The sequence below is a fragment of the Mycoplasma sp. OR1901 genome (genome assembly GCF_013348745.1).
GTDB lineage: Bacteria > Bacillota_I > Bacilli_A > Mycoplasmatales > Metamycoplasmataceae > Mycoplasmopsis.
The window spans coordinates 73,051-89,887 of record NZ_CP054666.1 but is presented as its reverse complement, the minus strand read 5'-3'; the positions used below and the strand labels follow the sequence as shown (position 1 = coordinate 89,887).

Sequence of the window (16,837 nt, the reverse complement as noted above, 5' to 3'; positions counted from 1 at the left end):
ACGAAGTTTGTTTTTTAATCTAACAACTTTTCTCATATTTTAATCCTTTCATTCGGGTTTTATTTTACTTTTTGTGTAATATAAAAATTTTACATTAAAAATTAATTTTTTAAAACAAAAATTAGAAGGGGTATATAGTTTTGGACTTAAGTGATATATTAAATTAGTCGTTAGCAATTAAATAAGCATTTTCTTTAGTAGTATAGATTTAATTTTTTCCAGTTTTTCACACTTACGTTGAAGAAGTGTAATTGATGAGTCTAAATTAGATAATGTTGCCGAGATTTTTTCTCTTTCTTTTTCGTTAGGTAACGAAAATAATATTTTATTTAAATCCTTCAAAAGAACATATCTAAAAGTCCCGATTGATGATTTAGACATCATTTCACCTCAAATTTTATTAGTTTTCAATAAGTAATAAACAAACTCCGGATTTAAATTTTCCTTTAAAACCATTCCTATTATTCCTTGCTTAGTTGAGACATCAATGTTGTTTATGGAAACATTACCAACAGTTGCACCGTTTGTTAAGATTATGTTATTTTTTGGAACTATTCAAGCAGATGAGTTTTTAAGACCTTCAATTGTGATATTTGTTTCGACTTTATTTATGTATTTATCTTTTGTATCTTCTATTTTAACGAAGGGTATATCACCATTTAAATAATACGAAGAAACACTTGTACTAGGTGTTCCTCCTTCTCGTGCTACATCATACAATTCTTCAATTTTGTTAAGTACTCAAGCGTTTGCAAATTACTTTATTTTTTTGTTCTTAAGATGTAGTTTGACCGATCAGAATTAATTTTTACAGTAAAAAAATAGCATTCACTCATGTTTTATAATAAATATATAAAACAATTATTGTATTATTATCAAAAATAAAATTCACTAATATACATTTGATATGGCTGAATTAGATAATTTTAACATGTTTGATAACATTTTTTTAATAAGCTTAATTTAATATTTTGAATTTTCAAGTTTACATTGGACATTTCTAACGATGAATGAATTTTAGTAAATAAGTCATGATTTTTTGTTTTCCATTTTTATGAATGTATTAATAATAGAAGATGATAATACAATATTTTTTAATAATTTTACTTTTAAAATACATAAAAAGAGTGGATAGATATTATAGAAAAGGTAATAAAATGAATAATAATTTAATAAATGAAAAATCAAATATTACATTAATAGATAATGATATATCTCATGATGAAGTAAATGCTCTATCAGAAGTGAATGTCGATGCTATAAAGGACCTTATTTACACGATAAGAGGTAAACAAATAATGATCGATAGAGATTTAGCAATGCTTTATAAAGTGGAAACTAAAAGACTTAATGAACAAGTCAAAAGAAATATTGAACGCTTTCCAACACATTTTAGATTTCAACTAAATGATGAAGAAACTTCTGAACTGGTCGCAAAATGCGACCGGTTTAAAACACTAAAACATTCTAGTGCTAATCCGTATTGTTTTACAGAGTCCGGGATTGCTATGTTATCATCGGTTTTAAAAAGCGATATAGCCATAAAGGTTAGCATTAGGATAATTACTATTTTTGTAGAGTTACGTAAATTTTTAGTAAACAATCAAGAACTTTTTTCAAGATTATCTAATTTAGAGTTGAAACAATTAGAAAATGAGCAAAAATTTGAAAAAGTCTTTGATTATATAGCAGAAAACAAAGAAGTATCACAAAAAATGTTTTTTGACGGACAAATATATGATGCTTATAGTTTGCTTACGAATATAGTTAAAAAAGCTAATAAGAATATAATTTTAATAGATAACTATGTGGATACAATTACGCTTGATATACTATCCAAAAAGCATAGTAATGTAACTATACAAATATATACATCCAAAAACACAAAACTAACAAAGACAGATACGGATAAATTCAATGAGCAATATAAAAATCTAACAGTAAGCTATATCAATACATTTCATGATAGATTTTTGATACTAGATAAAAATATTTGCTTTCATATTGGAGCATCAATTAAAGATGCAGGTAATAAAAGTTTTGCTATAAATAAAATTGAAGATAAACAAATTATTGCCGATATATTAGTTAGATTAAATAATTAAAGCGTTATAGAGTGTTTATAACCCTAAAGAAGTATTATAAATTATTTTAAAAAAATGTACTAATATGCCTGTTATATAGGAAAAAGAATTATTTTTTTTGATAAAAATTTAATATTCACCTATGCGTCATATAAATATATAAAACAACTGTTACATCCCAATAGATTTTAGATTTCAACTAAACAATAAAAAAATTTCTAAACCGGTTGCAAAATGCAACCGATTCAAAAAACTAAATTATTTAGTAATAATTCGTATTATTTTACAGAGTTCATAAATGCTATGTTATTATCGATTTTGAAAAATGATATGACCATAAAGGTTAGCATTAGGATAATCACTAATTTTGTAAAGTTACATAAATTTTTAGTAAATAATAAAAATCTAAAGTGTTATAGAGTATTCATAACTCTAAATGGGTATTGTAAATTAATTTAAAATAAAATGTACCAATATCCCTATAAGATAGGAAAATTAGCACATTTCAATATTTATAAATTAAACAAACATTTTGTTTAATAAAGTCGATTTAATATTTTCTAGTTTTTCTTTCTTGCTTTCAAGAAGTTTTATTGACGAAAGTAAATTTTTCATTAATAAATGTATCTTTTCCTGTTCTCTTTTTTCAGGTTTTATTACTTCAATGTTTTGTAAATCTTTAAATAATATTGTTTTACCCATTCTTAATCCATAAGTTATTGGAATTAATTTATTAATAAAGTTTTTAGACTTAAATACTATTTCAAAATATTTTGCATAATCTTCATTATCATTTTTAATCTTTAAAACCTTATACGCCGGACTAGTAACACCAACATATTCAGAAAACGCTAGACCATTTTGGAATGTTGATAAGTGTAACACAAAATCATTAATATCTACTTTATTAAAGTTAACAATATTATCAATGTTAAATGATATTGTTAGGTTTAAATTCTTTCTAGGTTGCATTCCATCGTATTTAGTTGCAGTTAGTACTTCTAAAGTTTTGAAACCTTTAACATTATTTTCGTAAAGAATGTCTCCAACCTGTTTTTTAGATCAAGTATTATTAAATTCTTTAAATCTAATTGCAGGAATTTTTTCTTGACCGATTTCAAACATTTTTTTAAGGAGAAAATCCTTCATTTCTTCTAATTTTTTTAACTTACGCTGAAGAAGTGTAATTGATGAGTCAATATTATCAAAAAATAATGTAATTTTATTTTGTTCTTTTTCAACATTTGGATACTGAATATCCATTTTTGTAATCATTTCCATTCTAACTGAATCAACTGTATTTTTTGCTGATTGAGATAGTGCTCTTTCTAAAAAATGACTTGAAAAGTATCAATAAAAATATTTACCACTTACATAATTAAAATCAAATATACCATAACATCTTTGGTGGAGATCGAACTTACCATTTACGTAGTGAAAAACACTTCCTATTTTTCCATCACCAATAGTAATAACTGCTTCTTTATCGAAAATGTATTTATTACTTTTTTTAACGTCTTCCGATCTAATAAAGAACGGATATATACCATTATGAGTAGCATCATCTGTATTACTTGAGCCTGTTTTTACGGTAGCAATTTCATCGACAGGCTTAAGTACTCAAGCGTTTGTAAATTCCTTAAATCTAATTTCCGGAAAATTAGCTTGACCGCTCACAAACATTTTATTCAATAAAAACTCTTTAATATTTTCAAGTTTCTTTAACTTACGCTGAAGAAGTGTAATTGATTGCCTAATTTCGTCAATTAAAGAAGCGATTTTTTTCATTTCATTTTTATCATTTGGAATATTTATTTGTAGACTCAAAAAATTATTAACATTAAGATTGTATCTAGAAATACCTTGAGATAATTTTATTATTTCTTTTCTGATGTTTTTAGATCTCATTAAAAATCCTAAAAAGTTAGGAACAATACTTTCAACATCGTACGGTCTTACTCCGAAACAAAAACTATTTAAGTAAACATTTTCTGAAGTTTCAAAATTAAAAACAGAAGCCATTCCAGATTCATTAATTGTTTCTGATGAAGTAGGTACTAAAATATCACCTATTTTAATTTTATTTTGATGATTATGAATATTTACATAATTATCAGGTAAAAAGTCAATAATATTATTTTTATAGACATCTAGATACGAAATATAAATTGATTTTCCACCCACGAAATTATCTTTAGTTAAGCCAGTTAATCCACTAAATTTGTAACCAATTTCATTGATACGTTTTAGTACTCAAGCGTTTGTAAATTCCTTAAATCTAATTTCAGGCTTTAAATCATTATTTTTACTCATGTTATTTCTCCGTTAAATGTCTTAAATTTATAAATATTTTACCACATTATTAAACTGACACTACCAGCACAAATTTTTATGAAAAAAACTATCAATTAATTGATAGCTTAATTTTCCTCTTTGTAAATATCATCGTAAAATCCAGGATATAAATATGCTAATTTTTTAGTTTCCGAAATAAAAGAATTAGGATTATTTAAATTTCTAGTATCTCCGAAGAATGAGATCTTTTGATCATCAAAAACTAAAAATGCAATATATCCGTTTTCAGGATCAGAAACTACTCCTGAACCTGAATTTATTATACCAACCAAGTTTCCAGAACTATCAAATACAGATGTACCAGATGAACCACCTGATAAATCAACTGCTTTTTGGTTTATATTGAATATTCTAGCGAAATAATTACCAAATGTAATTGGGGCTCTATATGATGTTAATTCTGATATATTTGTGATTAAATACTCTCTATAACGTCTAATATAATTTAAAGCATCTTTATTAGTAGATTTTTCAATTGGGAATGATCCAACATATCAATTTAGTGATGAATAATCATTATAATGATATACTTCATCACTAATCTTTAAAGGTTTTAAATCTTCTAAGTTAAGAATAAAATCTACAACTGCTTTTTCACTATTTTTAAGTGTATATCCATTAAAAGTATAGTTCTGTTGACCTTTTTGATCTTTAAAATTCTTGAAAAAGAAACTAAAGTCAATTTCGGCTATACTTAAGTCCATATTATTATTTTTATCTCTTTCGAGTAATGAATTACCTTCATTATCTAGTTGTTTACCATGTAAATAACGTAAGTTTTCATTTATTGACTTGCCGTTAACTTTTTCATCTTTAATTCTAAAATCTTTAATAACTTTAAAACTAATTTGATCTTCTAATGGAATTTTTATTCTCCCAATAACTTCATTAATAGATCTTGCTTCTTCTTTGTTTTTATTGAAAAGATATAGATTTTCAATGTTATTAGCTGAAATATAATCATTAGAACTAAATTTTAAATTAGTAAATCATAATCTATTAACATTGTTTTTATCATCTACACCATAAATTTTATTAAACTCATAATATGGTTTTTTATTATTACTTTCCATATCATTTTTACCAATTAAAGTAGGCACTAAAATACTATCTACTTTAGGTTCTTTAGCTCAAGGGCTTTCAAATAAGTTTTTAATAAAATTATTTGTTTCACCAACGATAATCGGTGCTGTAACATGTGAATTAGTTAAAACATAAAATCTATAGTCTTTTTTATTACTTCTACCAATAACACTTCAACTTCCACCATTGTAACTATCAATAGCAAAAGATCTAGATCTAACATTTTTAATTCCATTTGTCTCATCTTCTTTAGTTAATCTTTTTGCAAATGTTAGTGGATCAGCACTCTTTAGTCGATAATCAATATTAGGGTAATAAGCATTATCTAAATTAGCCTTTGTTAGCTTATTTTCTGAGAGTTGATCAACTTTTGATGAACGATAACTAATATACTCTGATATATTCTCATTTACTTTTTGAAAACGATGAATAAACATATAACTGTTACCTATAAAAGCCGATTCTTGATAATCGTTATTATGCTGTGAAGCAACTTCATACATTTTAGGTTTAAAATTATTTTTTAATTCTTTTGAAGTTATTTTAAGTTTTAAAATAACGTCATTTAGTTTGTTTTCATTATCTTTTTTAGATATATCGATTGAAAAATCATAATTATTATGTATGTAGTTTAAAACATTTTTTGAAACTTGTGTATTTTCACCAATGTAAGTAATATCTAAATGTGGATTGCTAATTTTATTACTATTTAATATTTCTAATAATGGATAAGAAATTTTTAAAATAGATCTAGCTTTTTGTACTTCACCAAAATGTCTTGGGTTAGTTTGATATGGATCAAATTCAAAAGCAAAGGTAACTATTATTTTGCTTAAGTCAGTATCTTTAAATTCATATAGAGATAAATCTTTTTCCCAGAGTCGCTATAGTATTATTTTCGGATAGTTTAAAGTAATTATTACGTACATAATCTTTACCTAAAAATGGAATTAGTTTATATCTTTCTCCATCCTTTAAAATATTAAGATTTTGTTTTTCATAATTAAAATCATACTTATTAAAGTTATTTTCAAATGTAAAGTTAAAATATGTGTCTAACTGCGAATCAACCAATTGAGATAACTCAGAATTATCTTTATAAGTGTAATCAACTTGGTTTTTAGCTATAAGTTGATTTCTACTTAAAAAGTAATTATCATCATAATCTTTTAGAGCTAAATTATCCACAAAAATATTATTTACTGCATTTTCTAAATTAACATTAATATCAGTTTTTATTTTAGAGTCGCCTTCTAAAATTTCAATTTTATCTAACTTGTATTCAACATGTTTGAACAATTTGTTTAATTCAAATTTATCTAATTGATAATTTTTAACATAAATTACTCTTGGCGGAAATAACATTTGTCTTTTGAATACATCATTTTGATTGTTTAGAACAGGTGAAAAAGTCAACGCAAAGGTCTTTTGATATAAATAATCTTTATTTGTTTCATCAATATTAAATTTAATAGAACCATAAAGCTGGTCATTTTTTCTAAAAGCATTAAACTTATCTAAATTCAAACTATTAAATTTGAACTCTTTTGCAAATTCGTATTTTGGATTATTACTCAATGAATAAGCATTATTTGTAGAAGCATAAGAAGTAATAATAAAGTTATTTATATGTTTTGGAAGTTCGTTTAAGTCAAACACAAACTTGTTAGCTTCTTTTCTTTTAGAAGTAAAAATTTTAGAATAAGGCATTAAATAATTTGTTGATTTAATCATAACTCTTATTTCACTTGCAGAAATAGAGTTATCAAAAGTTAAATCTAACTCATTAGAATCTTTGTTATATGAAATAGTAAAATCACTAAAATCATTAGTTTCATTATAGTTTTGTGTTCTTTTATTTTTTGATTCAGCCTCAAAAGATTTAATATTTTTGAACTCTTCATCTTTTTGAATTGCGTAGTTTCTAAATGAATTTAAAATATTTTCTTGGCTTAAATCGACATAAAATAATGGATTTTTCAACTCAATATTTAAATCACTGTTTGAATTTGAAAACTTAATAACATTTGAAGTTAAGTTTTCATTATCAAACGGATTAGGTTCCGAATCTGGTTTTGTTTCCTTCTTAACTTCATGATTAGATTCATTTTGATTAGAACCCGTAGTTTGTTCATTTTCATCTTGTGTATTTGAGGCATTATCACTTAAGTCATTATTATTATGTATTTCTTGGTTAGAGTTGCTTTTAGTTTCCTCGTTTACAGAATTAGAACTCTCATTAATTTTATTAATTAATTCATTAGATTCTTCTTTTATTTTTTCGTTATTGCTTGTACTGCTTTTTTGATTTTCTTCAGTTGTTCTCTTGTTTTTAAAAACATTTTGATTAGTTTTATCACTTGAACAAGAAATTAATAAAGGTGCTAGTCCTATCGACATTATGTTTGCACCCAAAATAAAAATTTTTTTAACTTTTTTCATAATATTTCCTTTTTGTAAAGTTATATTTTTAATTTAAAAATTAATTTAGCTTTCATTTTTGCTTTACAAATTATAAATATATTTTTATTTATCAAAAATCGAAATACAAAATATACAAGCCTAAAAACTAAAAAAGAACTTAAAAAACACTTATTTTAGTAAAATCAAATAAACTAATATAATATAATTAGAAATAATAAGGGGTAATATGAAAAATAAACAAATTGTAGAAAATATAATTAACGAATCATTAGATAAAATAATGTCGGATAGGTTTAAAAGGTACTCTAAATATGTTATCCAAGATAGAGCTATTCCTGATGTAAAAGACGGTCTAAAACCCGTACAACGTAGAATTTTATACTCTATGTTCGTTTTAGGTTTAGACGCAGATAAACCTTATAAAAAGTCAGCTAGAATAGTTGGTGATGTAATTGGTAAATATCACCCACATGGTGATAGTTCGGTTTATGAAGCTATGGTTAACTTAAGCCAGTGATGAAAATCTAACATTCCTTTACTAGATATGCACGGTAATATTGGTTCAATGGATAATGACCCTGCTGCTGCTATGCGTTATACTGAAGTTAGACTTTCAAAAGTAGCAAGATACATATTAAATGACTTAAAGAAAAATACCGTTGCTTTTGTTCCTAACTTTGATGATAGTGAAACTGAACCAAGTATTTTACCTTCTATTTTCCCAACATTATTAGTAAATGGTACAAAGGGTATTGCTATAGGTATGGCTACAGAAATGCCACCACACAACTTATCAGAAATTATAGATGCAACAATTGAACTTATTAAAAACCCACAAATAAGCACAAAAATATTAATGGCATACATTAAAGGACCAGATTTCCCAACTGGCGGAGTTATTAAAGGAACTGCCGGAATTGTTGAAGCCTTTGAATACGGACAAAACAAAAATGAAAGAATTTATTTATACTGTAATTACAAAACATATTCAGAAAAAAATAATCAATTTATAGAAATTAACGAAATTCCATTTGGAATAAATAAATCTGAATTAGTTTATAAAATTGATTTAATAATTTCAAATGGTGATATTGATGGTGTAATCGATATCAAAGATCGTTCGGATCGTAACGGAATTAATATTTTAATTACACTTGATAAAGATGTAAACATAGATAGTGTATTATCATACTTATTTACTAAAACTGATTTAAGAATTAGTTATTCATACAACAACACAGCTATTGATAATGACCAACCTAAAACCCTTAACCTTAAACAACTTTTAAATGGGTATATAACTCATGTTAAAGATATCAAAACAAAAACACTTACCTATGATTTAGAAAAAAGTCAACTTAGACATGAAATTGTTTTAGGGTTTATTAAAGTAGCTGAAATCCCTGACCAAGTTATTAAAGTTATTAGAAATTCTGAAGGTTCAAAAGCAGGTGTTATTGAAAACTTAATTAAACATTTTGGTTTCACAAACTTACAAGCAACTGCGATAGCTGAACTTAAACTTTATCGTTTAAGTAAAACTGATAAAGTTGCTTATCTAAACGAGAAAAATGAATTAGAAAAAGAAATTAAAAGAATTCAATTGTTATTAAACAATGAAGATAAATTTAATGAATTTATAGTTGAAAACTTGCTTTTAATCAAAAAAGAATTCGGTACTCCTAGAAAAACTAAAATCGAAAAAAATGAATTTGATGTTTCTTATAATCAAATTGATTTAATAAAAGAGGAAGATGTTTATTTAGGTGTTTCTAAATTAGGATATATTAAAAGATTTTCTGAAAAAACATACGAATCAAATAATATTAGCACTTACTATTTAAAAGAAGATGATAATTTAATGTATTACGAAAAAGCAAATACAATGCATAACTTATTAATTTTCACAAATTATGGTAATTATGCCATAGTCCCAATATATAAACTTAATGAAAATAAATGAAAAGATTATGGAACTTCATTAAGAGATATTGTAAATCTTGGACCTACTGAAGAAGTTATTAATGTCTTTGAAATAAAAGATTGAAATAGTAAACTTAATGTTGTTTTAGGTACTAAAAATGGGTACTTTAAGAGAACAAAATTAGGTGATTTTGAGGTTAAAAAATTAAACAAAATGTACACTGCAATTAACCTTTTAAATAATGATTTATTAGTAAATTCTTACTTAAGTAATGATCAAAATAATATTACAATTATTACCGAAAAAGGACTAGTATCTTCATATTCTGAACTAAATATTAGCGTTCAAGGTGTTAAAGCTAAAGGTGTTAAAGGTGTTTATTTATCTTTAGATGATAAAGTTGCAAACTTTACACTTAATAATGAAGAAGATACTTTAATTTTTATCTCTAAAGATGCAAAAATAGTGAAAATGAACTCAAGTCAAATTCCACAAATTTCAAAATCTAACAAAGGTAAAAAAATAATAGACATCAAATCATTTGGAAATATTATTGATTTAAATATTTTAAATAATGATAAGAAGATAATAGTCAAAACTAATGATAATAGAACTTATTTAGACGATTTAACACCTTACAAAACATCTAACAAGCAGCAAATCATTAACACAGATAACTATAATGTAGGTATATACAAACGTAAAAACTGTGATTATGATTTAAAAAGTTATTCTGATTTTAGTAATGAGAGTCTTAAAGCCGTCGATAATAAGGTTGAAAAGATAGAAAAAAATATTAGTCAAAGCGAAAAGAATCTTACAGATTTATTAAGTAGAGTTGAAAAACTCATAAACAAAAAATAAGATAAAAAATTAAAAAAATGAAAAATTTAATTTTTTATCTTTTTATATACATTTAAAGGGTTGAAATTTTCTGTATGCTATAATTAGTTATATTAAATAAGGAGTTTTATGTCATTAAACAAAAAAAAGAAAAAAATTGTTATTGGTAGCGTAATTGCATCAGTAATATCAGTAAGTGCTGTAGCAGGAGTTACAACACATCTTTTAACTAAAAAAGATACAAAAAAACAAACATCAAATAAAGATAATGAACAAAATGCAACATTTACATTAAATGGTGCAACTTTATCTTCAAATGATAAAAACACAAAACACATTATAGGAGATCAGGTTCAATTTGCTTTAGTTATACCAACAGGTAAAAAAGTTTCTGAAATTCGTATCAATGACAAAGTTCAAACAATAACTTTATCAAACGAAAATACCTTTAATTGAGTGATAAAAGATAAAAATACAAAAGTTGAAGTAACTTATGTAGATTTAAGTAAATATTCAGTTAATGTTCCTAATAATGTTACAGTCACAAACGAAAACATTAATTTAAATAGTGTTGTTGAAAATACTATTTTAAATTTCAATATACAAGTGCCTAGCGGACAACAAATACAAACATTAACAGTAAACAATCAAGATTACAAAAATCAAGTAAACAATGATTCGTTTAATGTTCAAATAAATTCAAATACGGTTATTAGTATTGTGTTTGAAGCTACTACAGATTTAGGCGGAGACAAAGAAGTTGATCCGGTTGACCCTAACAATAATACAGACGGTGGAAATACAGTAGATCCAGAAACACCTAATAATGGTGGCGATGGTGGCGATTCAACTGAAGGTAGTGAAGTTGATACCGATACAGGTACAGATTCTGGAAGCACTGGAAATAATAGTGAAACAAACGAAATAGAAAAAGAAATTCCAGAAGAAAAAGCAAAAGAATCAACATTAACATTAACCGGATTTACAGAAACAAACAAAACAGTAGAACAAAATAAAATTGTTACACTTAATTTAGAAATACCAGCAAATAACCATATAGAAACATTAATGTTCGATGGTGTTGATAAAACTAGCGAAATTGTAAATGGACAATTTAGCTTTACACCAAATAAAGACACTCACAACGTTAGTGCTACATATTCATTAAATAAATATTCTTTAACATTAAACAGTACAGAATTATCATTAGAAACAAACGTTAATAAAACAGAAATTCCTTATAATAATGAAGTTACAATTAATATAAATGTACCAGAAGGTAAAAAAATTGATGAATTAATCGTTAATGGTTCAAACAAAAGAAAACAAGTAACAAGTGAAAATAAATTTGTATTTAACATTAAAAACAATACAGAAATAAGTGTTAAATTCAAAGATGCAGTTACAGCTTTAAAAAAATATAGCCTTACATTAGGTGAAGGTTTAGTTACATCAAGTGATATAGATCTTCAAAATATTCTTGGAGATAAAGTAGTAAGAGTATTTTTCGATATCCCATCAGGACAAGAAGTATCTACATTAACAATAAATGGAGAAGACAACTTAGCAAATATAGATGATTCGAAAGCGTTTATTGATATAACAATGAACGAAAGTAAGAATGTAAATGTTACATTTAAAAATAGAGAAAATTCAGGGCAACAAAATATAACTATATTTGTAAATAAAAACAATGATGGAAGTAGACTTTATATTTACCAATCAGGACAAACGATAGAAAATCCTAATGCGCAAACAAAGTTTAGAGAAAATGATATAGTTTTATTCAAAATAAAAAGTCCAAGTGATTTATTTGAAGCAGAAAGAGTTGAAATAACAAATTTATTTAATCTAAACGAAATTGTTGACGTATCAAAAAATATTTGAGGAGATTTTGTCTTTTTTAAAGTGGTATCTGGAAGTATGTTTAACAGCTATGTTGACTTCAAACAGAAACCTAAAAAAGTTGTAGATAAATCTAAATTAATAGAAGCTGTAAGATTAGCTGAAGAAAAGAAAAAATCGTCAACATATATTTATGAAAAAAATAATGATGTTAAAAATGATTTTGATGAAAAATTAACAAATTCTAAAGAGTTAAACAATAACGAAAACGCAACAGAAGAAGAAGTAGCATTATCTACTGAGTTATTATTGGAAGCAATGGACAACCTTAGTGGTGAATATAATAAAAAATCATTAGATTTTAAAGATATTAAAAGCGTTGAATTATTTAAAATAAACAATGGAGCAATCACAAAAGTTGCAGGCTTAAATGGTAATGATTTAGATAAAAATAATTATTTAGTTAAAATTCAAGATTCTATGTTCGTTTACGAATTACCAGTTAAGCAAATAGTAAGAAATAATGGTAAATACGATATAACAGTCAATAACGAGAAATTAGCATATTTTAACTCTAATAACGATGCAATTGAACACTTTACTTTTTCAGTTGAAGAAATAATCAATGACAACTCTGTTATAACATCATTTAGTCAGTTGGTGACAAAAATAAACGCAAACCCATCTAACGAATTTATAATAGGATCAGATTTATATGCAGAGAATACAAATGGCGATTCATATATTACTAATAAATTTACCGGTAAACTAAAAAGTGTTGATGGCAAAAAATTCACAATTCACGGACTAAATAAACCATTATTCAATGAAATTCATGGTGCAACATTGGAAAACTTTAAGATAGATAACTCTACTATCCAATTGACAAAATCTGGTGGTGCACTTGCGGTTATTGCCAAAGATTTTATTATTAATAATTTAGAAATTAATGCAAATGTAAATTATAGAGCGGTACAAAAAAATAACGATTATGTTGGGGGTCTTTTTGGTTCAACATTTACAACGAAAGATAACCCTATTAAAGCATCACTTAATAGAAATATAATAAATATTAACTTTATAATTAATGGTATTAGTTCTCCTGGTCAATATTTTGGATTACTTACATCTCAAACAATTGGTGGTGTTAAATTAGATAAGAACTATTTTTTAGGAGAAATTACAAATAACCAAAGTACAAAAAATAATACTGGTTTATTATTAGGTAAAACATGAAATTATGATGTTTTAAACGAAAACTTAATAAATGTAATCTACAATGACAATAATAATAAAATTTTCTCTAATTGAAACGATACTACAATGGAAAACAACTACATAGTTACGGACAATATAAATGATGATACACATATTTCGAAAGATAAAGTACATCAAAAACTACTTGATTTAGGAATTATTAAAAACGAAGCAAAATTAAATAACTTCGATAAAGTTAATTACTCAAAAGTAAATAATTATGATAATACTAGAGAAGTTGCATACAAAAATATGGCTAAATTATTACCACTTCACGACAGAAATACTATTGTTGAGTTAGGTAACTTAGTAAGTACTTCAGATGTATTATTCACAAAAGAAATTAACAATGTAGTTCCGTTAGATGAAAATAATAATTTTGCTACAAACTTATACAACAAAGAAGCAATTAAGAAAATATTTGTTAAATTTAATGATAATACTATTCAAGTTTATGACTTAAGTGCTCCTGTACAATTTGAAAATACTAACATTTATGAATATACATTTAATAATGTTCTTAAGTTTTCACCAAGACAATTCTTAAATAAAAACGATCAATTAATTAATGAATTAGTACAAGAATTTAGTTCATTAGATTTAAATTCAAACGAATTTCAAACTTTAGTTGATCTTGCTGCGTACAATACCGAAAATAAAACAGATAAAATTACAATGCAATATTTATACTTAAACGATGCATTTTCATCAGTTAAAAAGAATATAAAAGATTACTTAGAATCAATAATTGCTAACTATAATGTTGCAGACTATTCTAACGAAAACATTAGAAGTGTAATTAAAAAAGAAATTTTAGATAATAAACATCAAATTATGCTTGCTTTAACATATCTAGATAGATTATATAAAGTACAATTTGGTAAATACAACATTAAAAACTTAGTGTTATTTAGACCTGATTTCTATAATTCAGATATTAAAAATATTGATTTATTAAAAGAAATAGGATCATTAAAATTCAAAGATTTATTATTACAAAATAATGACGAAGTATTCAAAAAACATCTAGCGAAATTAAATAAAGACAAATCAGGAACTATATTTGATTTCTTAGAAATGAACAACGAAATATTTAACAACAATCAAAATATGGGTGAATGATTAAAAGAATCATCAAAAGCATATATTTACGAACTTAAATCAACAAAATTTGATACATTAGATATTTCGCTTTACTCAAAATTAAAGAAAAAAGCAAGTGCAAACAGATTTATCTTACCTTTATTAAACTTAAAAGAAGATAACGTATACGTTATTTCAACACTTGCAACAATGTATTTTGGTGGTTACGGTAGATCAATTGACGAAAAAATATGACACGATAAAGAACAATACGATGTTGAATTAGAAAAAACAAAAAACAAAATAAGAGTTAGTGCTGAAAAATTCATGAAATTCACAGAACTTCTATACTCTATTTCTAACGAAGCAGGTAGAAACGAATTAGAAAATACAATAGTTGAAGTATTTGATGGTTATTGAGTTCTATCAAGCGAAAATGGTCAACCTATTCATGATGGTTGAGATATTAAACGTAGATGAGCGTCTGCATTTGACCAAAATTACACTGCAATAAACGATTTCTTCGGACCAATTGGAAGATATTACAACCAATCTCCACGTAAAGAATCTGGTTACGCCAACCAATTTACAAAACTTATAAAATTAGATAGTGTAAACATGTTGGAAGCTGAAGGTGCTGTTACAATAACACACGAATTAACTCACGCGTACGATAGAAAAACATGACTACAAAATAATGAATATAGACCAGGTCAAGGTCCAGAAGCATTTGCTTTAGGGTTATTTGAATCAGTTTCAAGTAAAGATGCATACTTCTACGGATTTAATTTCATAGAAGAAATAAACGGTCCTGTAACAACAAACAATAACATTAGTAGATTCAACGATAAAAATGATTTCCAAACATACTTACATAACTTATTTGACGTTACATATTTAATTGACGGATTAGAAGCTGAAGTATTGTTATCAATGAATGAAGATGCTAAATCTAAATTCTTCGCAAAATTAGAAATGTCTCTAGATACAAACGATATGAAAACAGATAGAAACTTCTATAGAACAATTGATGGAAAACAAATTACTGCAAATGATATTGATAAAGGATATCACCACGCAAACGATAAGTGAGTTGATGCAACAATCGAAGATATTTCTTCATTAAGAACATTAAACGACTTAATAGATAAAAATATTATTTTCAAAGGAAACAAATTTAACGTTGGTATCGATAAGAAACTAGCGGTTCGTGATAACGATTTTAACTACTACTGAATTTCTATGTTCGATCCTATTTACGCAGCATATCAAAACGACAAAGGTGTAACAGGTGGTTTAACATTTAGAAGAAATGCATTTGAATTATTAGCAGAATACGGTTGAGATAACGGATTTGTAAAATATACATCTAATGTTTTAGAAAAAGGATTGCAACAAGGCGAAATATTATCAGATACATATGTTTACAAAAATATTTTTGGATCAAAATACAATAAATATTCAGACTTTAGAAAAGCAATGTATCAAGAAAGATTAGCTAAAAAAGATAGTTTTAATCCTATTACAGTAACTTATAACAATAAAGCATACAAATTAACAAATGCAAAAGAAATTCAAGATCTATTAAGAATTGCTATAAATGATGACTTACTAAAACCAAAATTTGGATTTATTAAGAGAGAATCAGTTAAAAAAGATATATTAACACAATTTAACTTACAAACAGATAACTTTAGAACAAGCATTTTTAAAGCAAATAAATAGAAATAATAAAATATTAATAAGTACAATCAAAAACGATTGTGCTTATTTTTAATGCTATTTTCAAGTTATATATAATATAAAATAATATTTTTAAAAATATGTTAAAATATAAAAAATAAAAGCAAATTAAAAATTAACTTTATTTTATTTATTTTTGGTAAAATATTTTTGCTAACAAATTAAGGACGGGTTCTAGTTGAAAGGCTAGACTAAG

The 16,837-nt window shown here is 25.3% G+C and carries 7 protein-coding genes; 3 read left to right on the top strand and 4 right to left on the bottom strand.

Annotation, left to right across the window (positions count from 1 at the left end; genetic code table 4):
• Positions 1 to 177 precede the first annotated feature (177 nt).
• A complete protein-coding gene (locus HTZ87_RS00330) occupies positions 178 to 720 on the bottom strand; it encodes a restriction endonuclease subunit S (protein WP_174892595.1) in 543 nt (180 codons plus the stop codon).
• Positions 721 to 1,127: 407 nt separating this feature from the next.
• Between HTZ87_RS00330 and HTZ87_RS00325 the strand changes: the two genes are divergently transcribed.
• The gene (locus HTZ87_RS00325; protein ID WP_217481414.1) at positions 1,128 to 2,105 is read left to right on the top strand and encodes an ORF6N domain-containing protein; all 978 of its coding nucleotides are present in this window, start codon (positions 1,128 to 1,130) and stop codon (positions 2,103 to 2,105) included.
• 498 nt (positions 2,106 to 2,603) lie between these two features.
• Here the strand turns inward: HTZ87_RS00325 and HTZ87_RS00320 are convergent, their stop codons facing one another.
• From HTZ87_RS00320 to HTZ87_RS00310, 3 genes are all read right to left on the bottom strand, one after another.
• Positions 2,604 to 4,397: a restriction endonuclease subunit S gene (locus HTZ87_RS00320; protein WP_174892594.1), complete on the bottom strand. Its 1,794-nt coding sequence runs from the start codon at positions 4,395 to 4,397 to the stop codon at positions 2,604 to 2,606.
• A gap of 107 nt (positions 4,398 to 4,504) precedes the next feature.
• Positions 4,505 to 6,025 carry a hypothetical protein gene (locus HTZ87_RS00315; protein ID WP_174892593.1) on the bottom strand — a complete coding sequence of 507 codons (1,521 nt, stop codon included), beginning with the start codon at positions 6,023 to 6,025 and terminating at the stop codon, positions 4,505 to 4,507.
• A gap of 343 nt (positions 6,026 to 6,368) precedes the next feature.
• On the bottom strand, positions 6,369 to 7,964 hold the full coding sequence (locus tag HTZ87_RS00310) for a hypothetical protein (RefSeq protein ID WP_174892592.1): 1,596 nt from the start codon (positions 7,962 to 7,964) through the stop codon (positions 6,369 to 6,371).
• A 208-nt stretch (positions 7,965 to 8,172) separates the two neighbouring features.
• Between HTZ87_RS00310 and HTZ87_RS00305 the strand changes: the two genes are divergently transcribed.
• Complete coding sequence (locus tag HTZ87_RS00305; protein WP_174892591.1) at positions 8,173 to 10,734, top strand: DNA topoisomerase IV subunit A; 2,562 nt, start codon at positions 8,173 to 8,175, stop codon at positions 10,732 to 10,734.
• 108 nt (positions 10,735 to 10,842) lie between these two features.
• Positions 10,843 to 16,623, top strand: a complete 5,781-nt coding sequence (locus HTZ87_RS00300) for a ZmpA/ZmpB/ZmpC family metallo-endopeptidase (RefSeq protein WP_174892590.1) — start codon at positions 10,843 to 10,845, stop codon at positions 16,621 to 16,623.
• Positions 16,624 to 16,837: the final 214 nt, after the last annotated feature.